The 21,696-nt window shown below is 42.4% G+C and carries 16 protein-coding genes and 2 riboswitches; of the genes, 5 read left to right on the top strand and 11 right to left on the bottom strand.

Annotated features, from left to right (window positions below; all coding sequences use genetic code 11):
• Positions 1–46 precede the first annotated feature (46 nt).
• Positions 47–1,123 (bottom strand): HAMP domain-containing sensor histidine kinase, encoded by a 1,077-nt coding sequence (locus LF817_RS01605; protein ID WP_253934008.1) that lies wholly within the window; start codon positions 1,121–1,123, stop codon positions 47–49.
• A 277-nt stretch (positions 1,124–1,400) separates the two neighbouring features.
• On the opposite strand from LF817_RS01605, the gene LF817_RS01600 reads away from it, so the two are divergent.
• A complete protein-coding gene (locus LF817_RS01600; RefSeq protein WP_253934007.1) occupies positions 1,401–2,138 on the top strand; it encodes a VCBS repeat-containing protein in 738 nt (245 codons plus the stop codon).
• A 32-nt stretch (positions 2,139–2,170) separates the two neighbouring features.
• Here the strand turns inward: LF817_RS01600 and LF817_RS01595 are convergent, their stop codons facing one another.
• Positions 2,171–3,340 carry a diguanylate cyclase gene (locus LF817_RS01595; RefSeq protein WP_253934006.1) on the bottom strand — a complete coding sequence of 390 codons (1,170 nt, stop codon included), beginning with the start codon at positions 3,338–3,340 and terminating at the stop codon, positions 2,171–2,173.
• Positions 3,341–3,932: 592 nt separating this feature from the next.
• Positions 3,933–4,838, bottom strand: coding sequence for a CBASS cGAMP-activated phospholipase (locus LF817_RS01590; protein ID WP_253934005.1), 906 nt, complete (start codon positions 4,836–4,838; stop codon positions 3,933–3,935).
• A gap of 151 nt (positions 4,839–4,989) precedes the next feature.
• On the opposite strand from LF817_RS01590, the gene LF817_RS01585 reads away from it, so the two are divergent.
• Positions 4,990–5,424, top strand: coding sequence for a universal stress protein (locus LF817_RS01585; protein WP_253934004.1), 435 nt, complete (start codon positions 4,990–4,992; stop codon positions 5,422–5,424).
• Positions 5,425–5,471: 47 nt separating this feature from the next.
• Here LF817_RS01585 and LF817_RS01580 read toward each other — a convergent pair whose 3' ends face one another.
• Entirely contained in the window at positions 5,472–6,791 is a 1,320-nt protein-coding gene (locus LF817_RS01580) for an aspartate aminotransferase family protein (protein ID WP_253934003.1), read from the bottom strand.
• A 47-nt stretch (positions 6,792–6,838) separates the two neighbouring features.
• Positions 6,839–8,218, bottom strand: a complete 1,380-nt coding sequence (locus LF817_RS01575; RefSeq protein ID WP_253934002.1) for a YjiH family protein — start codon at positions 8,216–8,218, stop codon at positions 6,839–6,841.
• A gap of 434 nt (positions 8,219–8,652) precedes the next feature.
• Positions 8,653–8,760: riboswitch (SAM riboswitch) on the top strand.
• 96 nt (positions 8,761–8,856) lie between these two features.
• Here LF817_RS01575 and LF817_RS01570 point away from each other — a divergent pair.
• The 3 genes from LF817_RS01570 (at position 8,857) to LF817_RS01560 (ending at position 15,390) form a co-directional block, all read left to right on the top strand.
• Entirely contained in the window at positions 8,857–10,734 is a 1,878-nt protein-coding gene (locus tag LF817_RS01570; protein ID WP_253934001.1) for a bifunctional homocysteine S-methyltransferase/methylenetetrahydrofolate reductase, read from the top strand.
• The gene (gene metH / locus LF817_RS01565; RefSeq protein ID WP_253934000.1) at positions 10,697–14,152 is read left to right on the top strand and encodes a methionine synthase; all 3,456 of its coding nucleotides are present in this window, start codon (positions 10,697–10,699) and stop codon (positions 14,150–14,152) included. Before LF817_RS01570 ends, metH begins: the two co-directional genes overlap by 38 nt.
• Positions 14,153–14,778: 626 nt before the next feature.
• Positions 14,779–15,390, top strand: coding sequence for an NAD(P)-binding protein (locus LF817_RS01560; protein WP_253933999.1), 612 nt, complete (start codon positions 14,779–14,781; stop codon positions 15,388–15,390).
• A gap of 32 nt (positions 15,391–15,422) precedes the next feature.
• Here the strand turns inward: LF817_RS01560 and LF817_RS01555 are convergent, their stop codons facing one another.
• From LF817_RS01555 to LF817_RS01530, 6 genes are read right to left on the bottom strand one after another with little or no spacing between them, the layout of a single operon-like run.
• Positions 15,423–16,961, bottom strand: coding sequence for a uroporphyrinogen-III synthase (locus LF817_RS01555; protein WP_253933998.1), 1,539 nt, complete (start codon positions 16,959–16,961; stop codon positions 15,423–15,425).
• A 17-nt stretch (positions 16,962–16,978) separates the two neighbouring features.
• Positions 16,979–17,740 carry a uroporphyrinogen-III C-methyltransferase gene (gene cobA / locus LF817_RS01550; protein ID WP_253933997.1) on the bottom strand — a complete coding sequence of 254 codons (762 nt, stop codon included), beginning with the start codon at positions 17,738–17,740 and terminating at the stop codon, positions 16,979–16,981.
• Positions 17,741–17,762: 22 nt separating this feature from the next.
• Entirely contained in the window at positions 17,763–18,356 is a 594-nt protein-coding gene (gene cysC, locus LF817_RS01545; protein WP_253933996.1) for an adenylyl-sulfate kinase, read from the bottom strand.
• 14 nt (positions 18,357–18,370) lie between these two features.
• Complete coding sequence (gene sat, locus LF817_RS01540; protein ID WP_253933995.1) at positions 18,371–19,519, bottom strand: sulfate adenylyltransferase; 1,149 nt, start codon at positions 19,517–19,519, stop codon at positions 18,371–18,373.
• Between the two features lies 1 nt (position 19,520).
• Positions 19,521–20,597, bottom strand: coding sequence for a sulfate permease (locus LF817_RS01535; protein WP_253933994.1), 1,077 nt, complete (start codon positions 20,595–20,597; stop codon positions 19,521–19,523).
• Positions 20,594–21,328: a phosphoadenylyl-sulfate reductase gene (locus tag LF817_RS01530; RefSeq protein WP_305882205.1), complete on the bottom strand. Its 735-nt coding sequence runs from the start codon at positions 21,326–21,328 to the stop codon at positions 20,594–20,596. Before LF817_RS01530 ends, LF817_RS01535 begins: the two co-directional genes overlap by 4 nt.
• Positions 21,329–21,455: 127 nt before the next feature.
• Positions 21,456–21,559: riboswitch (SAM riboswitch) on the bottom strand.
• Between the last annotated feature and the right edge of the window lie 137 nt (positions 21,560–21,696).

Below are 21,696 nucleotides of genomic sequence, written 5' to 3'. Positions count from 1 at the left end.
AAAAGCCGAGTGCAAAACCTTTGGTTTTCTCACTCGGCTCACTTGTTTAAAGTTTATCACTGGGCAATTGAATCGTCATCGTCGTCCCATGTCCGATTCGGCTTTCCGCCTTTATTTCGCCATCATGTTCTTCAATAATTCGTTTGGAAATAGGCAGACCGAGTCCGCTCCCTCCTTCTGAAAATTTCTTGGCTTCTTGAGATTGATAAAACAATTCAAAAATATGCGGCAGATCATGACTGAGAATCCCCGGTCCGTTATCCGTCACTTCAATTGAAATGACCCCTTTGTTTTCAGTTAAATAAACGTCAACCATCTTCAAATCTTTCTCCATATGCTTCAGGCTGTTATTCAGAAGGTGGATGATGACTCTTCTCAGCTGCTTTGGATCGGCCTTCGCTTCATATGGCTGGACTTTTTCCGCCTTGAATGTAAAAGCTATCTCTTCCCATTCCACTTGGAACTCCTCCATAATTTCCACAAGGAAAGATCGTAATTCGACTCTTTTGAAATCAAAGGCGAGGCGGCCCATATCCAATTCAGAATGCTGGAACAGCTCTTCAATTAAGCGGTCTAATACAATAGATTTCACATGAATGGCTCTTATAGAAGTGAGTATGTCATCTTTATTGGCCTTTCCACTCAGAATCCATTCGATTTGTTCTTTAATAAAGGTCACCGGGATTTTTAACTCATTTGACATATTCAGCAACAGCTTTTCCCGGTTCTCCGCGTATTTGCCCTGAACTTCATTCGATTCCACTAATTGAAGCCTCATACGTTCAAATGAATCGGCAAGTTTTCCCACTTCATCTTTTCTCATTCGTTCAATAGGAGTGTCTGTCTCCGTCTCACCTGCACTGATTTCTTCAGCCGATTTTGTCAATTGCTTCATCGGACGAATGAAGTTTTTCATTGCATAATACAAAAACAACCCGTTCGCTAGTAAAATAAGCAAGAGCATTCCACCCAGATGGATCGATACGAACGCCAGCTGGTTATTTCCTTCTACGCTAAAATCGAACATATATAAAAGCAGATAAGCTTCAATAGCTAAAAATAAAATGGCAGGAATTAAAACGATGGTGATATTTAAACTGATGAATCGTTTACTAATAGACATGCATACTGCTCCTTTTCTATGTATTGCTTACCTTTAAGCATATACCATCATGAAGCAGAACGTCTACAAAAAGTGGTAATCCTCCTCTTTTACCACTTTTATTTTGAGGCCTTCCAATCACCTTATTATGATGATGAGGGGCTTTCTTCAAATGATTCGAAGATTTTCCAGCCCCCTTCCATGGAACAGATCTTTCTATTAACCGAATACCTTCCTTAGGCATACGATGCTCTATACCTACACCGCTGCAGCCGGTCAGTTTAAGAAGGAGGATCCCATGAATCCTTATGATACACGTCCTATGACTCAGCCCTCTGTCCTTGCATTTGCTCAAGGAGATGTTAATGGAAATGGTGTGTTGGACAACGTTTATTTGACTGGTCTAAAACCGAATGGAACCGATAGTCCGTTCACCACAAATATCACTCTAGTCATTCAGACCGGAGGAACCGAAGATTTTTACAGTATTCCTCTGGAATCAAATGCAGGTTACGATCCTGCTTTATTTTTAGGAGATTTTACTGGCGATCGAATTGATGACATTTTAGTGAGTATAAATTCCGGGGGAAGCGGTGGATTCTATTATTATTATATCTATTCTTTTTTGAATAACCGCCCTAAAGAGCTATTCAATTATGAAACGTTTAATTCCCAATACTTGTATGATGTAATGTACCAAAACAACTATAAAGTACTCGTAACGAACCAGACGCTGAATCTCTACTACATCCTCGACATCAGTAACCGCGGTTCAGAATATTTATCGGAAATATATAATTCGGACGGCACTTTGAAACTTCCTGTCCAAGGCTGGGTCTCAAGCCTGAATACAGCTTATCCTGTCGATTTTGACGGTGATGGGGTTTATGAGCTGTTTGCTTTTCAAAGAATAGCCGGACGATATAACGCGGATGGAATTGGATTAATTCAATCTCCTCTTAAGTGGGATGGAGAGAAATTTGTGATCACCGATGATTGGCAGTATGCAGCCGTGCTTGGAACGAGTAAAGAATGAAAAGAAACAGGTCAGCCCCGAAGGCTGACCTGTTATTTATTTAAGGGAATATTGTTCTCTAAAGCTGAGATTTTTTGTTGAACTTTTTTCATTAACTGTTCACTTCCTATATTATCCATTTTATAACTCAAAACTCGGTTTCTCCCCGCATTTTTCGCTTCATATAAAGCTTTGTCTGCCGCATTAATCAAGTATTCCATTTCTACATTCAGGGAAGTGGCCACTCCAATTGATACCGTAACCTGAAGCTGCAGTCCGTTGACTAGAAACGTTTCCTCTTCAATAGCTGCTCTGACCCTCTCCATCGCCTTCTCTGCTGCACCCTGATCACAATGAGGCAGAAGCACCACAAACTCCTCTCCCCCATATCTAGCTATGATATCAATACTTCTCAAATTTTCTGTGAACAACTCGCTCATTCGCTGGAGAACCAGGTCACCGGTGACATGACCATGAGTATCGTTCACTTTCTTGAAAAAGTCGATATCAATGATAGAAACAGCAAGTGGTGAACATTTCTCCTTTTCCAATGCGTATTCTTCATAAAATCTCATAAATGCACGACGATTATAAAGTTTAGTGAGTGGATCTCTGCTCGCTTTTTCTAATAAATCTTTCTTCGAAGCTGATTCCTCTGCCAAATCCTTGACCATCCATGATAAAAATAAACTAAGTGTGATACTCATAGGCATCGCTATAGGAATGATCGACCGTAAATAATCTTGCAGAGGGAATACTCCAAGCATCGCGATGACGAAGGAATTCAATACATTCAAGCCTATGGAGACAAATATTTTTTTTTTTACGAATGACCATTGTGCCAAGTATTTGTTCATCAATAAACCTGTTAAAGAAAGGAGTAGCATATTAATGAAGCCAACTATTGCCGCTTCACTGATTCCAAAAGTGAAACGAAGTATCCCTATGCCTGTACCGACAACGACTATATGCCAGGGCTTCTTTGCAAACAATGTCGCAATAATGATGGGAATGAAACGGAGATCGAAAATCACCGCATCTCCTAAGTGAATTCCAAAGAACATCGACGACCATCCCGCTAAAATTGAGAAAGTGATGAAGATGAGGACTTTCATTCGGTTATTCAAATTGACAAGAAACTGTTTATGCAAAAAAGCTGATAAATAAATGATTGTAATTAAAATACTGGCATTAAGTATGAATTCCTCAATATTCACCATCATGGATGTTCCCTCTTTTCTATACAAAACCTATTTCTTAGAAAATGCATCACTAAGCTCTAACTCTATTATTGAAAAAGGGCATCTCATTGATCGAGGTTTATAGTAAGAGTATTTTCCTAAATGAAGCTCTTTCAAACCCTTTAAACCATTAATGACTGATACTATAGAACTATTGTACGTAACCTGTTACGAAAAAACAAAGATGAATATGCTTCTTCCAAAGATTTTGCTTAAAACATTTTAAGTTATTAATCTAAACCTCCTTATTGACTTGGTTGTGAGATATTCTAAAAGTTTCCGTTACTAAAATAGAGATTGAAGGTCCGACCGAAAATCACTCTCTTTCCATGGACGTACGGTGACCTTCCTAGAGCTAAGGCCCTGTATTCTCACCATGTAAGATCCTTACATAGCAATTACCCGTTCCTTCTTGCCAATTGTGAGAACACGGGAAACATCTAATGCTCATATAGTTGTAAAAAAATCTTTAGAGCCAAAAAAAAACGCCTGATAAATTGTTAGACAATTTATCAGGCATTTCAGACTGGATGTGCTAAGTTTGCGTTAGGATACGGCCGATTATGCGTCTTTTTCAGTTAAGGAAACCCAGTATATCAGATCTATGTCTGTGAAAAAGATCTTTACCTAATTGAACTAATTCATCCATACAACTGACTTCATCAAACGAAATCTCCTTCTTCAACTCTTCATTGATGCGAAGATAATTCTCGCCTAGCAGCAGCTGAGTATGGTAAGACACTGATTCGGAAGATAGATTCAATGCCAAATCCAGTAGTTTAGGCTTCGCCTTCACAGACGGAAGCTGCAGCGGCATCCAATGCCGAAGCCCCCAATATTTCTCATGATGGGTAAATTGTATTTCTTGTTTGCCTGTTCCGAGCGAAAAAATTTCGATATCAGCTAAACTTTTTTTAAAGAAATGTATAGCTTCCGTAACGCACACGAGCGATGGGTTATTCGCCCATAGTCCACCATCAACTGATAGATAGCGGCTGTTCACGTTATTTGGCGGAAAATAAACGGGTGCTGAACATGAAGACAAAACGGCATCCCAAAGTGGAATACTTCGGTCGTCATGTTCTGATTCAATGTTATGACTACGATGTATATAGGGTTTCCCATGAGTAAGATCTACAGCGGGAATCAAAAGGGGTTTCTTTACATCGGATAAAACTAATCCACCGAAAGCTTCTTTAAGCAACAAACGTAAATCTTCATCGCTGTATACACTCTTCATAAGTCCCACTTTAGCCTGCCGCTTAAAAATTTTTTCTCCATAAGTCTCGTAATACCCGAGAATGTCTTCCATGCTTTTATCCAATGCGATAGAAGCCCCGATAATTGAACCCGTACTCGTCCCCGCAATCAAGTCGAATTTCTCTCCGATCATACAACCCGTTTCTTTTTCTAATTCCCTAAGAACGGCAATCGGCAATACGCCTCTGATTCCGCCTCCATCAATACATAACATCCTCATACGCTACCACCTGAAATCACTGTTTACTTCCATTCTATCCAATACAATGCTCGCTTAGACCTTACACAGATTATAGATGAGAAATACAGTAAATGTATGGTAAAATGAAAGTAGGAAAACTTAAGTTATAACTCCAAGGAAGGTGTTTATAATGAAAGAAAACATTTTAGTAGCATACGATGGTTCAGAGTTGAGCAAGAAAGCGGTTCGAGAAGCACTGACCAAAGAATCTGCCAATAGTGAATCACGAGTACACGTTATCTCCGTCATCAAACCGACAGGTCCCTTCACAAACCAAAAGATCTCAGAGTCAATTGGTACGGAATTAGCTGAGAATTACAGATCCGAACTCGCAGCGATCAAGGAAGAGTTCAAAACCGTTCATCAGCCTATCATAACTGATGTTCTCGTCAGCAATCGTGAGGGTAACCTCGGTCATAAAATTTGTGAATATGCTGAGCAGCATGATATCGATTTGATCATCGTTGGAAATCGGGGCTTAGGCAACGTGAAGAAATTCTTTCTCGGAAGCGTCAGCAACAATGTGGCGCAGCATGCTAAATGTCCTGTATTAATCGTCAAATAAAAGATGAAGCCTGACCAGAGGGGCATCCCCCTTCCTGGTCAGGCTTTTTAATGGCTAGCTGCACCTATTTCTTCTTCGTAGACAGTCAATGCCTCATCAAACATACGTAACCCTTCATCTATTTGTTCTTTAGATACAGTCAGGGGTGGAATCATACGGATGATTTCTGTTTGATTTCCTCCGAAGTAAAAGAGCACTCCATTTTCAAGAGCGGTATCTAATATTCTGAAAAGCCCCTCACTATTAGGTGCTCCAGTTACCGGATCGATAATTTCAATTCCAATCATCAGCCCAACAGATCTTACTCGCCCGATGACCGGATGCTTCGTTTTTAATTCCTGCAGCTTGTCTGCTGCGTATGCTCCTACTTTTTTCGTATTCGAAAGCAGGTCTTCCTCTTCAATAACATCCAGCACAGCATTAGCTGCGCAGCAGGCTATCGGATTGCCTCCAAAAGTCGTAGCATGGCTTCCGAGAGGCCACTGCTTCATAAGTTCATTGGAAGCTACCGTAGCACTTAATGGCATCCCGTTAGCTATCCCTTTAGCAATCGCCATAATATCAGGTGTGACGTCAAAGGTTTGGGAGGCGAACCACTCCCCAGTCCGTCCGAATCCTGTTTGTACTTCATCAAATATAAGCAGAATGTTGTGATCGTCACAAAGCTCCCTTATTTTTTTCAACCATGCTTTTGGAGGAACAACATAGCCGCCTTCTCCAAGGACTGGTTCAACGAGCACAGCGGCTACCTCGTCAGGAGTCACCTGGTGAGCAAACAAGCGTTCGAAATCTTTCTCTAATTGCTCAACGACATATTTTTCAGGGTCCACTCCTTCTGGACTTTCGTCAACTTGGGCATAAGGAATCTGGTAAGACCCACTCGGATTCAAAAATTTACGATATTTACTCTTCGAACTAGTCACGCTCAGTGCTCCCATTGAGCGGCCGTGAAATCCACCAATGAATGAAACGATATACGGTCGTTCTGTTACATGCTTCGCGAGCTTGATCGCTCCTTCTATAGCTTCAGCTCCACTATTTCCAAAAAAGAAACAATCCAGTTCTCCTGGCATGATTTCTGCCAATCGATCAGCCAATTTTAAAATCGACTCATAGATAATCACTCCGGAAGGGCCGTGGCCTAATTGGTCGGCCCCCTCTTTAATCGCCTCGACGACTTTCGGATGCCGGTGACCAACGTTCGTAGTCGCTATTCCTGAAGTGAAATCCAAATATTGCTTGCCATCCACTCCATAATAGTAACAACCTTCTTCTTTTACCACTGGTAAGTTCGGGTGGTCCTTCGCCATGCTCGGCGCTAAGCGATTCGCCATATTTTCTACTAAATGACTCCAATCTTTCCCCATAAGACAACAACCTCCTCCAACATTTCTCATTCATATTTTCATGCGGTTTAAAAGAATAACAGGTGAGCCATAAGTGCAGCGATCGGTAAAGTCACTATCGTACGCTGTAAGAAAATGATGAACAGTTCCAATAGGTTCAATGGAATTTTTGACTTGATCAGCAAAATCCCGATTTCCGACATATATACGAGCTGAGTAAGTGACATGACACCAATAACAAAGCGCGTCAGCTCTGATTCAATACCGGCTCCTATAACTGCAGGAAGAAACATATCTGCGAAACCAACGATCATTGCCGGAGCAGCTTCTGCAGCTTCAGGAATCTGCAGAAGGTTCAAAAATGGAATGAATGGATACGATAAGAACGTAAATACAGGAGTAAATTCAGCTATGATCAAAGCGATCGTACCTAAAGCCATGACCAACGGAATCAAACCCAGCCATATATCCGCTACATTGAATATTCCACGACTAATCACATCACGTGCGCTCTTTACTTGATCCGCTTTTCTTACTGCCTGGTCCACTCCCCAGCGAAAAGTTGAAATACCTGCAGGAACGGCTTCATCAATCTGCTTACCTGCTGGTTCATAATAAGAGTTCTTCTTTCTGGAAAGCGGAGGAATCCGCGGGCAGATGACTGCTGCAATGATACCACAGACAGCTACAGTAAAATAGAACTGCACAAACATATCGTCTATTTCTAAGAATCTAGCGATGATAAGACTGAAAGCGATAGAAGCGATTGAAAAGTTAGTCGCAACAACGGCTGCTTCCCTTTTCGTATAATAGCCTCCTTCATACTGCTGGGTTGTAAGTAAAACCCCGACCGTACCGCTTCCCATCCAGGAAGCCAACGCATCAACAGATGATCGTCCCGGAAGCTTGAATAAAGGCTGCATAATTTTACGAACTACTGAACCGATAAAGTCCATCAACCCAAATTCTAAGAGTAAAGGCATGAATAAACTAGCGAATAAAAACCAAACCATCAGAACCGGAATTAAATCAAACAGGACAACTTGTCCCGTTAATTCCGAAGAAATCACTTCCGGCCCCGTACCTGTCAGAGTCAGTGTTGCAAATACGGCTCCGAGTAAACGAAGAACGATCCAAAATAACCCGATATCAAATAAACTAGATAAAAATTTATGATTGCGTATCGCCGGGCTGCTAATCGTTTTAATAAGAAGACTGCCTAGAACCGAAGTCCAAAGCACAATTGTCATGAATAGTGGAATGTAATCAGAGATAGCTGCTTGAAGTCCATCTGCCATTATTCCTAACCCAATAGTGACCGACCCATTAAAAGATACAGGTACTAAAAAGAGAAGCACCCCAATAATGGAAGGTATTAAAAACTTCATCAGTTGTTTCGATGTATAACTCCCCGTTCCGTGGTCAGGATCTTGCTTTTCCAATTCCATAATAAACCCTCCGATAATGAATATTTTTTGCATAATTAATAGTTCATTGTGCTCAAAAATGTTGATTCAATTTGTTAATCATACATTCACTTGTATAAAAATTCAACAGCGATATTTAATTTAAGAATATTCAATTTTTTCAGTGTAAACAAGGCTTATCTCAAGCTTTAAAATAGTATAACAGAAATATACAACCGATGATTTAATATTAAGAATATTCGATACATTGTGATTAGATAAAATAGAAAATTATAACATTCCATAAATCGATCTACCTACTTGTTTTGGAATGAGTTGGTTCAACTGTATATTTTTTAAGATCCCCATTTTTTAAAATATACAAAAATTATGAATATTTCCTTGATAACTTACATTTATTAGTGTAGTGTAAGTCGCAACACTCAATAAAATGACGCTTACAAAATTTCATAGATTTCTTATCTCGAGAGGTGTAGGGACTGGCCCGTCGATACCTCAGCAACCACTGTTTTTAACAGTATGGTGCTAAATCCAGCAAGTTTTTAAAACTTGGAAGATAAGAAGAAGGATTTATAATCAAAAGTCTTCTTCTTAAGAAGGCTTTTTTGTTTTTGTGCAGGCACTAAAACGCCGCACCATCAGATGATTGGAGGATAACCATGAATTTGAAAGATGCATTACAAGACCGAACTCTAGTAGGAGAAGGCGCTTTAGGGACATTACTATATTCTTATGGGATTGACCAATGCTTTGAAGAACTGAACCTTTCTCATGAAAGTGAAGTACGTAACGTCCACAAAGCATACGTAGAGGCTGGAGCTGATGTTTTACAAACCAATACTTATGGGGCAAATTACGTTAAATTATCAAGATATGGTTTGGAAGATAAAGTAAAAGAAATCAACACTGCCGCAATAAGAATCGCGAAACAAGCAGCGAAAGAAGATAACTTTGTTGTCGGAACGATAGGCGGCATACGCGCGATCAAAAAGCAGGCTGTAACCATTGAAGAAATTAAGCGGAGTTTCCGGGAGCAATTGTACTGCATGTTATTTGAAGAGGTCGATGGTCTGTTATTCGAAACGTTCTATGATTTAGAAGAGTTAACGACCGTCTTACAAATCGCGCTAAAAGAAACGAGTCTTCCTATCATAGCTCAAGTATCTATGCATGAACCTGGAGTCTTACAGGACGGCACTCCACTCCATAAGGCTTTGAACATACTTGAGGAATATGGTGCTGACGTGGTCGGAGTTAATTGCCGTCTCGGACCTTATCATATGACCCGGGCGCTGGAAGCTGTTCCTTTGCCAAAGAAAGCTGTGCTCTCCGCTTACCCGAACGCCAGCTTACCATCTTATCAGGATGGAAGACTCGTATACAAGACAGACGCTGATTACTTTAAAGCCAGTGCCCGTTCACTTTATGAACAAGGGGCCCGGCTTATCGGAGGATGTTGTGGAACGACCCCCGAACATGTTGCAGCGATAGTAAAGGAAGTAAAAGGAAAACAGCCGATCAAGTCCAAAAATATTCCAGCTGAAACGATTACTGTGGAAGAACCCCGAGAGCAAAAACAAGTGCATCCCCACCTCCATGAAATCGCAGCGAAAAGACCTTCCGTAATCGTGGAATTGGATCCACCGAAAAAATTGAATACAGATCGATACATGAAAGGTGCTCAAGCCCTGAGAGATGCCGGTGTCGATTCCGTGACGCTCGCTGATAACTCATTGGCTACCCCGCGAATCAGTAATTCGGTCATCGCCTCCATTATCCAGCAAAAATACGCCATTAACCCTCTCGTTCATATTGCATGCCGTGACCGCAACCTTATCGGACTGCAATCCCATTTGATGGGACTGCATACTTTAGGAATTACTGAGGTTTTGGCAGTCACAGGTGATCCGACTAAGATTGGTGATTTCCCTGGTGCGACATCTGTTTATGATTTATCATCTTTTGACTTGATTCATTACATTAAACAGCTGAACGAGGGAATCTCATTTTCGGGAAAATCACTAGGAACAAAAACGAATTTTTCCGTCGCTGCCGCCTTCAATCCTAACGTCCGCAATCTGAACCGGGCCGTAGGACGCCTTGAGAAGAAAATCAAATATGGTGCTGACTATTTCATCAGTCAGCCCGTTTACAGCGTGGAACAAATCAAAGAAGTTTATGAAGCTACGAAACATATCGAAGCACCGATTTATATCGGCATCATGCCTTTGACAAGTTCCCGCAACGCTGAATTTCTGCATAATGAAGTGCCCGGCATTAGCCTGTCAGATGACATAAGACAGCGAATGGAAGAGTTCAGTCACGATCCTGCCTCAGCTCAATCTGAAGGAATAGCCATCGCTAAATCATTAATTGATGCCGCTGTTGAACTATTTAATGGTATTTACTTAATTACGCCCTTCCTCCGTTATGAAATCACGGAAACACTGACCTATTATATTAAAGAAAAAACAAAGCAGAAAGAAAGGACGTCCATCAATGAAAACCACTCTATTCGAACAACACCTTTCCAATAGAATACTAGTTCTTGATGGAGCGATGGGAACGATGCTCCAAAATGCCGAACTTACCCCAGAAGAATTCGGAGGTGAATTATATGACGGATGTAATGAATATTTAAACATTACATCTCCTGACGTCATTGAAAGAATACACCGAGAATACTTGGAAGCGGGAGCAGATATCATCGAGACGAATACCTTTGGTGCTACGGATTTAGTCCTTGATGAATATGACCTTGGCCATTTAGCGGAGGAAATCAATATCAAAGCGTCAGAAATCGCAAAGAAAGCGGCAGAGGAGTTTTCTACCGAAGACCGCCCCAGATTTGTAGCCGGCGCACTTGGCCCCACTACAAAAACGTTGTCCGTTACAGGCGGGACAACATTCGAACATTTGACTGACGCTTACGAAGAACAAGCCAGAGGTCTGCTAAAAGGTGGAGTCGATTTACTGCTGCTCGAAACTTCCCAGGATATGCTTAATGTTAAAGCAGCTTATCGTGGAATTACACGGGCTTTTAAGCAGCTTGATGTAAAAGTACCCTTGATGGTTTCAGGAACGATTGAACCGATGGGCACCACTCTTGCCGGACAAAACATTGAAGCCTTTTACTTATCTCTTGAGCATATGAAACCGACCGTAGTCGGACTTAACTGTGCAACCGGACCAGAGTTCATGCGGGATCATATCCGTTCTTTATCCACCCTGGCCACGACCTCTGTCAGCTGTTACCCGAACGCCGGTCTTCCTGACGAAGAAGGGAACTACCATGAAACCCCGGCATCATTAGCAGAAAAAATAGCAGGCTTTGCTGAAAAGGGCTGGCTGAACCTGGTAGGTGGATGCTGTGGTACGACCCCAGCTCATATCACTGCTCTTGCAGAGGCGGTCAAAGGTTACAGCCCTAGAAAAGCTCCTGCCTCTCACCCCCATGCCGTGTCCGGGATTGAGCCGTTCATTTATGAGGACAAAAACGATCGCCCCATCTTAATTGGTGAACGTACGAACGTTATCGGTTCACGAAAATTTAAGCGGCTGATTGCAGAAGAGAAATTTGAAGAAGCCTCCGAAATCGCTCGTGCTCAAGTCAAAAAAGGGGCTCAGGTCATCGACATTTGCCTGGCTGACCCTGACCGTGATGAAGTCCGTGATATGGAAGAATTCATGAAGCAAGTCGTCAATAAAGTCAAAGTGCCTTTAATTATCGACTCCACGGATGTAGAAGTCATCGAAAGAGCACTTACTTACTCTCAAGGAAAAGTGATCATTAACTCCATAAACCTAGAAGACGGTGAAGAACGTTTTGAAGAGATCCTGCCCTTAGTCCAGCAATATGGTGCAGCTGTTGTTGTAGGGACTATTGATGAAGAAGGGATGGCCGTCACAGCGGAACGCAAATTAGAAATAGCCATTCGTTCCCGAAATATACTAGTGAAGGACTATGGACTGGATGAATCAGATATCATCTTCGATCCCCTCGTTTTCCCTGTAGGTACTGGAGATGAGCAGTATATAGGTTCAGCTAATGCCACGATCGAAGGTATTAAGCTGATTAAAGAGAAGTTACCTAATTGTCAAACAGTGCTTGGCGTCAGTAATGTATCATTTGGCCTTCCTCCTGTAGGAAGAGAAGTTTTAAATGCAGTCTACCTGTATCACTGTACGAAAGCTGGACTTGATTATGCGATAGTTAATACTGAAAAGCTGGAACGCTTCGCATCAATTGCTCAGAATGAAATCGACCAGGCTGACAAGCTGCTTTTTGAAACGACAGATGCTACCTTAGCCGACTTCACAGCCTTTTACCGCGGTAAGAAAAAGGAAGTTAAGGCCCCCACCTCTACGATGAGCCTGCCTGAACGACTGGCTCATTATGTGGTGGAAGGGACTAAAGAAGGATTACTCCCTGACCTGGAAAAAGCTTTGGAGGAATACCCTACGCCTTTAAAAATTATCAACGGTCCGTTAATGGAAGGGATGGCTGAGGTTGGGCGGCTGTTCAACGATAACCAGCTTATTGTAGCAGAGGTTCTGCAAAGTGCTGAGGTTATGAAAACTTCCGTCGCTTACCTTGAACCGCACATGGAAAAAGACGATACCTCAAACAAAAAAGGCAAAGTTCTTCTTGCAACCGTTAAAGGTGACGTCCATGACATTGGTAAAAATCTCGTCGATATCATTCTTAGTAATAACGGTTTTGATGTGGTCGACCTCGGAATAAAAGTGACTTCTACAGATTTGATTGCTCAGATCAAGGCTGAAAACCCGGACTTTGTAGGACTGTCCGGCTTACTCGTGAAGTCGGCCCAGCAAATGGTGCTGACCGCACAAGATTTGAAACAACAGAAAATAGATATTCCCATTTTGGTGGGAGGAGCTGCGCTTTCCAGGAAGTTCACAAATACTAAGATAGCTCCACAGTATGACGGGACCGTATTTTACGCTAAAGATGCTATGGATGGTCTTTCTCTATCCAATCGATTAAGTCAAAAGGAAGACCGAGAGCTATTAATACAAGAACAAAAAGAAAAGCAGGAAAAAGCAGTGGCACTTGGAGCGAAACAAGCCGCCGTCAGCAAAAACGCCACCGCCGTCATCGAAAAGCCGGTCTCAAACGTATCCAAACGCGTGCCCATTTATAAGCCGCACGATTTCAATCAGCACCTTTTACGCAATTATTCCGTTGCCCATATTGAGCCATTCATCAACATGCAAATGCTCATAGGCCACCACCTAGGATTAAAAGGCAAATTCTCTAAGCTGATGGAAGAAAAAAATGAAAAGGCGCTGCACCTTAAATCGGTCGTAGATGAATTAATAATAAAAGCTCAGAAAGAAGCCTTAATTCAACCATCAGCTCTTTATCAATTTTTTCCTGCCCAGTCTGATGGAGATGACGTCATCATTTACGATCCTAACGATAAAAAAACTATCATCGAACGGTTTACGTTCCCAAGACAGAACCGAGAGCCTTTTCTATGTTTGGCCGATTATTTGCGCTCCGTATCAAGCGGAGAGATGGACTACGTCGGCTTCTTCTCCGTCACAGCTGGAAAAGGAATTCGTGAGCAATCCGTTGAACTTAAAAATCAAGGCGAGTACTTGAAGAGCCATGCTCTGCAGGCTCTCGCCCTCGAGACAGCAGAAGGTTTAGCCGAACATGTGCACCAGCTTATGCGGGATAAATGGGGGTTTCCGGACGCTACAGATTTTACAATGCAAGAGCGGTTTTCCGCCAAATACCAGGGACAGCGCTATTCATTCGGATACCCGGCATGCCCAGACTTAGAAGATCAAAGGAAATTGTTCAAGCTAATCAAGCCTGAACAAATTGGAGTGGAACTGACCGAGGAATGTATGATGGAGCCTGAAGCTTCTGTAACAGCGATCGTCTTTGCTCACCCTGAAGCACGTTATTTTAATGTTCATTAGTAGGTGAAAATGGGTAGACTCGATACCAATGCCGTCATCTTAATGAGTGGAAATTGGTTTCAGGAATGGGCTTACTTTCCGTTGGATTAAGGTGAGCTCTCTTCCCACAGAAGTCTCGCCCACTCCAGCAACCACCTATTTATAATTAACGGATAAATTGAACCATAATCTACATCTCTCACATAAATGACCAACTATAGCATGTAATCTTATTCTTATACTTGAGTAGAAATATTAATAGGGATATTTCTAAAACAAGTATATCAAGCAGGAGGTACTAATTTTCTTCTACAAGTTCTAATAACTTAATAGTGTACATTCATAACTCTCTCTTTGTAATCAATTAATAATGGTTTCGTTCCTTAAACTTTTTTAATAGGTTCTTGGAAATGGGGAGACTCCTGCGGGAATGGATGGACTGGCTAGCCCCCGGAGATCGTTAGATCGAGGAGGCTGGCCGTCATCCCCGCGGAAAGCGAGCCATTTCCAAGAACCTATTTCTCTAGCAAAAATAACGAAACCTATCTTCCAGACAAGGGAGATAAGCGGTATTGATAAGATAAAAATCTGTATTGACGCCTACCTCCTTCTCCCTCACAATAAATCTAACGAAGGGAGCGCTTATTATGGCTGCAATTCCATTAATGATCGACCTAAAAAATAAAAACATAGTCGTCGTTGGAGGCGGGAAGATTGCCGAACGACGAGTTCGTACTCTTCTAAACAGTGAAACTAACATTAAGGTAATCAGTCCTTCACTTACTTCTTCGCTCACAACCCTTCATCAAGAAGGAAAGCTGGACTGGCATGAAAAACCCTTTTCAACTGAGGATCTCCAAGATGCTTTTCTTATCGTTGCGGCTACCAATGATTCGGCAGTCAATCAGGCTATCATCGAGGCTGCTCCTAAAAACACGCTGCTTAATAGTGTCGAGGATGCAGCGTCAGGGAATATTCAATTTCCTACGCAATTCTCAAGAGGAAAGCTTTCGATCAGTGTGTCAACGAACGGCTCAAGCCCTATATTGGCTGCAAAAATCAAACGTGATTTAGCTGTGCAATATGATGAAAAGTATGAGGATTACTTAGATTTCTTATTTGAAGCGCGTCAGCTGATTAAAAGCTCCTCTCTATCTACTGAAAAAAAGAAACAGTGGCTCCGCCGCCTCGTTGAGGAAGATCATTTTCACCCTGAAGACCAGGAATTTGTACTTAAACAACTTAATAACATACAATAAGCCCACCACCTTATAGAAGGTGATGGGCTTTTTTATACTAGAGCCTGCTCTTTATAGTAGTTTGTAAGGGCTACGATCATGGCGCCCATTTTGGGTGTATCCGGTTCAATCAGATAGCTGACACCATTATGACGGAGTTCATCGGCGGTCACTTGACCTACGGCCACAGGCAGTACGTGGTGATGAAATGGTTCAATCAATTCTTCACCAGCGTATGCGAATAGATTCTGGACTTGTGTTTTGCTTGTGAATAGAACGGCATCCAGTTTGTGACTCACGATCAATTTTCTCAGGTCTTCCAATACCTCTTTGTCTGGGGAAATGTAATGGTAAGGTAAGGATTGATAGAGTTCTATAGGCAGGGCTTGAAGGTTCTCAAGTAGCTCCTTTTCATCTTTGTTGTATTGCTGCAGGAAGATTCTATGGCCTTTGATCTCCTCATGTTTCAGTTGCTGAATAAGCTCGTCCATTGTTCCATCATCAGAAAGTAAGTCCGGTTCCAGCCCTTTTTCTTTCAGCCATTTCACGGTTTTGCTTCCGCGAATTGCTAATTTCGTTTGCTGCAGCTTATTAAGATACTGCTGTTGACGGCCGATTCTGATGGAGGCTTCTTCCAAAGCCCGAGCTCCTATGCCAGTCGTTAAAATCACCCAGTCGAATGACGAATCGATTAACCGTTGCACGTCTACTTCCGCTTCTTTCTCGTGAAGCCACTTTTCTCCCTGGATGGACCTTATGATTGGTCTTCCATTCTGTTTTCGAATAATTTCTTCCATCGCTTCTGAGTTCCGTTCCGCAGCAACTGCAATTTTCTTTCCTGCGAGCGGCTTCACTCCGGTAAATGGAGTGTCAAAAGCCTCATGTACTCGGTCAATCATTGCTTTCTTCATGATTTCATGATCATTCAAATGATGACATAGTGAAGCTTGGCCGCCATTTTGATTATAGAACTGGACTTTTTCCTTCATGGACTGAATCAATAATCCGTCGAACCATAAATAAGGAACCACTACTACTGAGGTACTGTTATCCATTTTTTCGATAGCTTCGTTAAACGATGGTTTTGCTGCAGCCAGGTAAGCGATATCCACATCTTCTATACCAAGCCGCTTCTTCAAACCATCCCCGACAGCTCCGATGTCTCTTTTGGTGGCGGGATCATAACTGCCTCTGCCCACCAGCAGTAGTTTCGTATGGGCGTCGACGGGTTCCTTAACTTCTCTGACCCGCTCTTCTACTGCATCAATAATGCGTTCCTGGACACCTAAGGGTTCACCGTAGGTCAGGGTGAGCTGCGGATATTTTTTTTGGACTTTCTCTAATTCGATAGGTATATCACTAAGGGCATGACCGGCTTTCAGTAATAAAACTGGTATGACGGCCACAGACGTAGCCCCTTTATTGACGAGCTCGTGTATACCTTCTTCTATATTCGGGGAAACGATTTCTAAAAAGCAGATTTCCTGTAAGGGTGCATTGACATAAGACTGTATGGACTTTAAAAAGTCTATTGCTTCTTGTTTCCCTCTTTCATAGCGTGTTCCATGACTAACATATAAAACTGCCTGCATAATGAATCTCCTTTACGTTAGATAGCCGGTGATACATCGGGAAGCTGGACCTTTTCAAACCATTGCAGCTGCTCTCGAAGGCGGACCACTTCCCCTATAACGATCATAGATGGATTGGCCACTTCATGTAATTGTTCATGAATTGTCGAGAGGGTTCCCGTAATCGTTTTCTGTTCCTGAGTCGTTCCCCAGTGGATGATGGCGACGGGCATCTGTGGATCCATTCCATGAGCTTTCAGCTGTTCACACGTATACGGGAATTTTTTCACTCCCATATAAATGCAGATGGTGCCTTTACTGCGTGACAGGCCTGTCCAATATTCTACTGTATCCTGCTGAGGATTGAATCCGGAGACAAAAGTAACGGAAGAACTTAATTCCCGGTGTGTTAAGGGAATACCAGCGTAAGCGGGTGCAGCGACACCTGCCGTAATACCTGGAACAATATCAAAATCGATACCCTGCTCATTCAGGACAGCAGCTTCTTCTCCTCCTCGTCCAAAGATGAATGGGTCTCCACCTTTTAAGCGGGTAACTACCTTGTTCTGTCTGGCATACTTACACAATAATTCATTGATTTTTTCCTGTCGTAACGTATGCTGGTCCGGCTTTTTCCCACAGTATATTAATTGTGTTCCTTTTGAGGCAAACTCAAGCAGCTCTTCATTGACTAATCTGTCGTACAAAATGACATCTGCTTTCTGTATAGCCTTCATTCCTTTTACTGTGATTAAGTCTGGATCCCCGGGACCTGCACCAACTAAATATACTTTTGTCATCGTTGTCCCCCTCCCCTCATTTTTATATCCATCGTTTATCTTTTAATAACTGTATGATGCGATCAGCAGACTCTTCTTCGGATTCTTGGTTCGTATATACTACGATCTCACTATTTGACGGCTCCTCGTATGGAGAATCGATACCTGTAAAGGATGGAATTTCTCCGTTTCTCACTTTTTTGTATATCCCTTTTGGATCACGACCCTCACATTCCTCAAGCGGACAGCTTACGAATACTTCGATAAATTCTCCTTCATCTAAACTTTGACGAATTTGGTCTCGATCCGATTGGAATGGAGAGATAAATGAGGCAAGAACGATTGTACCGCTGTCGGCAAACAATTTAGCAACTTCTCCGACACGGCGGATATTTTCCTGACGATCGCTGTCATTAAATCCCAAGTCATTGTTTAAACCATGACGAACGTTATCTCCGTCAAGGACATAAGATTGAAGACTTTTTTCGAAAAGCTTTTGATTTACAATATTTGCGATGGTCGACTTTCCAGAGCCAGACAGCCCTGTCAGCCAGATTACCCCGCTCGAATGTGCGTTTTTCTTGCGGTAATCCTCTTTTTTAATGGTGGTTTGATGCCATGTTAAATTCGAACTCACGTTTACCGTCTCCTTTACTGACTGACTTTTTGTAACCCTTGAATGAGAATACTCGCGACCTCAGGACGGCTGAACGTTTCTGGAGGATGCTCTCCATTGCGCAGCATCTCACGCACTTTCGTACCTGAAAGGATGACGTGTTGATCACTGTCATGCGGACACGTTTTACTCGAAACCATGGCTTTACAGGTGTGGCAATAAAAGCTGTGTTCAAAAAACAACGGCGTGATGCCAAGTTCATCCTCTGTGAAATTGGAGAAAATTTTCTGAGCATCATACGTTCCGTAATAATCACCCACACCGGCGTGGTCTCTGCCTACGATAAAATGAGTGCAGCCGAAATTTTTGCGGACGAGCGCGTGGAATATGGCTTCACGAGGTCCGGCATAGCGCATTGCGGCGTTGAACACACCGAGAAACACGCGGTTTTTCGGGTAATAATTTTCGAGCAGCACGTGATAACTTCTCAGTCTTACATCGCTTGGTACATCATCACTTTTCGTTTCTCCGACCAGCGGATTCAAAAAGAGTCCGTCTACCGTTTCCAGTGCCGTTTTTTGAATATGCTCGTGGGCTCGGTGGACCGGGTTACGCGTTTGAAAGCCAACTACCTTCTTCCATCCCAGCTCAGCAAATTCTTTTCTCGTTTCTTCAGGGTCTAAGTAATACACTTCAGAATGTTTACGAGGTGGTCTTTTCACTAAGTGAATCGGCCCCCCTACGTAATAATCAGGGCGATCGAACAGTTTTTTGACGCCTGGATGCTCAAGCTCTGTCGTCTGATAAACTTTATCCGCTTCTGTATCTTTATCAGAAAGATAGATTTCTTCTATTTCAATATAGCCATAGATTTCTCCATCTTTTGATAGACTTGCCCAGCGGCCCGATTCAAGCTCTTTCGCTTTGACTTCATCCACGGGAAGCGTAATAGGAATACTCCAGGCAGTATCGTCAGCCAGCCGCATATTATGTACGACTGACTCGTAGTCTTTTTGCTTTAAAAAGCCGGTAATGGGACTGTACGCTCCATTTGCAATGAGCTCCAGGTCACTTAAAGCGATATCATCCAGCTCAATATCAAAGGATACCTCTGTTTTTGTCCATTTAGATTCCTCAACGATTCGATTAACTAATACTCCTCCGTGCGGCTTGCTTATTGTCATTTTAAAACTCCTCCTTCAATGTATGGTGTTTACTTTTATTAACAATGGCTCCCCTTCCAAAGTTCGTAAGGATCAAGGTGGCTACTATACCACTTGCAATGATAGCTACTGTATAGAAGTTCGATTGCAGAAGAACTTCTGTCAGACAGAAAGCGATAACCAGCGATATCATCGGAGAGGCTACCCAAACTTTTACGATTTGATGGATGACTTTATTTTCCCAAATGCCTTTCCAATCCTTCACTGCACCTGTACCTACAATGGCTGAAGTCGTAACTTGGGTCATAGGAATAGGAATGCCGATGATCGAAGCGCCTAATACAAGAAGTCCTGAAGTCCCTGAGATGACGACACCATCCGAAAGTGATAAGTAAGAGATCTTCTTGCCATTTGTCTCGAGTACTCTGCCTCCCAAAAACACGCTGCCTAACGCCATGAATAATCCACCTGTGAGTAGTCCAGCATTCATGGATAAAACATCAGCGCCGACAAGTGGTCCAATCGCGTTGGCCACATTGTTCATCCCTGCAGCGAAAGCTTCAAGGAAGCCCGTGAGCACTAATAATATAGAAAGGATCTTTGTCGTCCTCTTAGATGGAAGAAAACGATACTTGCTTTTGTAATGCTTCAAGAGGATCCCTAATATAAACGTCGTAATAAATGCAGCAACAGGGATAATGATCCAAAAAGACAGGATTTCCAGTAAATTTCTCAAATAGAGTTGTTGCAGGGAGATGCTGACCCCCACAATTGCACCGACGGTTACTTCACTAGTAGAAAGCGGAATACCAATGATATTCGTAAAACAAAGAGTCGCAGCAGAAACAAATAAAATGATAGCTGCCGCCTGAATAGTGAGTAAGTCGGAGGAAATCAATCCTTTTCCTATTGTCTCGACGACCTCTCCTCCCCAAAATGCTCCAAGCATACAGCCAGCTCCACTAAGTAATAAAGCTATTCTTTTCTTCTTTACCACTCCTGTGCCGTACGCTATGCCCATTGTTGCTGCTGATCCACTCGCCCCTACGTTAAATGCAAAAAAATGAGCAACAAACAGGCATACAATAATTAACGTCATGTAGCAGAACCTTGATCAGCCGAAGTGTGTAATCCACACTCCGTTTTGCCAAACCCTTCCCATCTTCCTGAACGATCATTAGGATCTTCTGATGGAGAGGTACACGGCATACACCCAATACTGGCATAGCCTTGATCATGAAGGTCATTATATGGCAGATCATTGTCTTTAATATGGTTCCAAACATCATCCCACGTCCAGTGGATCAGGGGGCAGACTTTAATAGACTGAAACCGCTCATCTTTATTGACAAAATCGGTTTTACTGCGGCTCAATGACTGCTCCCTGCGCAACCCGGATACCCAGGCTGTTGCTCCCTGCAACGCTTCTTCCAGAGGTTTAACTTTTCTAATATAGCAGCATTTGTCAGGGTTTGAATTCCAAAGCTTATCTCCGTGTTTATCTGCCTGCTCCTGCAGCGTCAAGTCCGGTTGCTTCATCGTAATCTTCAAATCTGGAAACCTCTTTTTCATTCTGTCGATCAAGTCGTACGTTTCCTGAAAATGGACACCTGTATCTAAAAACACAATGTGGGCATCCTTCCTGACTCTTGAAATCAAGTCGATGAGCACAATTCCTTCTGCCCCAAAGCTGCAAGCATAAACAATGTCATCGTAAGTACTGTAAGCCCACTCTAATACGTTCAAAGCCCCTTTCGTATGGTCGTCAAACTTCTGACCCGAAAAAGGATCGTTTACAAAGGAATCATAAGTTATCAAACTGCTCATCATACAAACCTCCTCTTGTTCTTTCAAAGACCGTCTGACTGAAGAAACATGCACCGCAGCTTATCCTGTAATATAAGAAATCCTCTTCTTATTAGTCATAAGAAGAGGATGAGGGTACCGACTCGGTCTCTTCTTATCTTTCAAGCGATCAAGCTTGCTGGAAGTAGCACAGTACTTACTAAGTCTGTTGCCGAGGTTTCAAAGGGCCAGTCCCTCCACCTCTCTGGATAAGAATTTAATTTTATGTGATTAAATGGAAATATACAGCATCCTTTTCAAGCTGTCAAAGGGGTTAAATGCCTATTACTATGGGAAAAACTCTTCAAACCCTTTTATTCCTAGTGTTTTAGTCGGTTTTTAAAAAATAAAAA

It is taken from the genome of Halobacillus sp. A1, from assembly GCF_024189295.1.
In the GTDB taxonomy this organism is placed as follows: Bacteria; Bacillota; Bacilli; order Bacillales; family Halobacillaceae; genus Halobacillus_A.
This window is presented reverse-complemented; position numbering and strand designations above follow the sequence as displayed.

Excerpts from the sequence above, each read along its gene's own strand:
- cobA (WP_253933997.1), bottom strand. The coding sequence starts at position 17,740 with ATGACAAAAGTATATTTAGTTGGTGCAGGTCCCGGGGATCCAGACTTA.
- LF817_RS01560 (WP_253933999.1), top strand. The coding sequence starts at position 14,779 with ATGGCTGCAATTCCATTAATGATCGACCTAAAAAATAAAAACATAGTC.
- LF817_RS01570 (WP_253934001.1), top strand. The coding sequence starts at position 8,857 with ATGAATTTGAAAGATGCATTACAAGACCGAACTCTAGTAGGAGAAGGC.
- LF817_RS01555 (WP_253933998.1), bottom strand. The coding sequence starts at position 16,961 with ATGCAGGCAGTTTTATATGTTAGTCATGGAACACGCTATGAAAGAGGG.
- metH (WP_253934000.1), top strand. The coding sequence starts at position 10,697 with ATGAAAACCACTCTATTCGAACAACACCTTTCCAATAGAATACTAGTT.
- LF817_RS01580 (WP_253934003.1), bottom strand. The coding sequence starts at position 6,791 with ATGGGGAAAGATTGGAGTCATTTAGTAGAAAATATGGCGAATCGCTTA.
- LF817_RS01585 (WP_253934004.1), top strand. The coding sequence starts at position 4,990 with ATGAAAGAAAACATTTTAGTAGCATACGATGGTTCAGAGTTGAGCAAG.
- LF817_RS01590 (WP_253934005.1), bottom strand. The coding sequence starts at position 4,838 with ATGAGGATGTTATGTATTGATGGAGGCGGAATCAGAGGCGTATTGCCG.
- LF817_RS01575 (WP_253934002.1), bottom strand. The coding sequence starts at position 8,218 with ATGGAATTGGAAAAGCAAGATCCTGACCACGGAACGGGGAGTTATACA.
- LF817_RS01530 (WP_305882205.1), bottom strand. The coding sequence starts at position 21,328 with ATGATGAGCAGTTTGATAACTTATGATTCCTTTGTAAACGATCCTTTT.
- LF817_RS01605 (WP_253934008.1), bottom strand. The coding sequence starts at position 1,123 with ATGTCTATTAGTAAACGATTCATCAGTTTAAATATCACCATCGTTTTA.
- LF817_RS01535 (WP_253933994.1), bottom strand. The coding sequence starts at position 20,597 with ATGACGTTAATTATTGTATGCCTGTTTGTTGCTCATTTTTTTGCATTT.
- LF817_RS01595 (WP_253934006.1), bottom strand. The coding sequence starts at position 3,340 with ATGATGGTGAATATTGAGGAATTCATACTTAATGCCAGTATTTTAATT.
- sat (WP_253933995.1), bottom strand. The coding sequence starts at position 19,519 with ATGACAATAAGCAAGCCGCACGGAGGAGTATTAGTTAATCGAATCGTT.
- LF817_RS01600 (WP_253934007.1), top strand. The coding sequence starts at position 1,401 with ATGAATCCTTATGATACACGTCCTATGACTCAGCCCTCTGTCCTTGCA.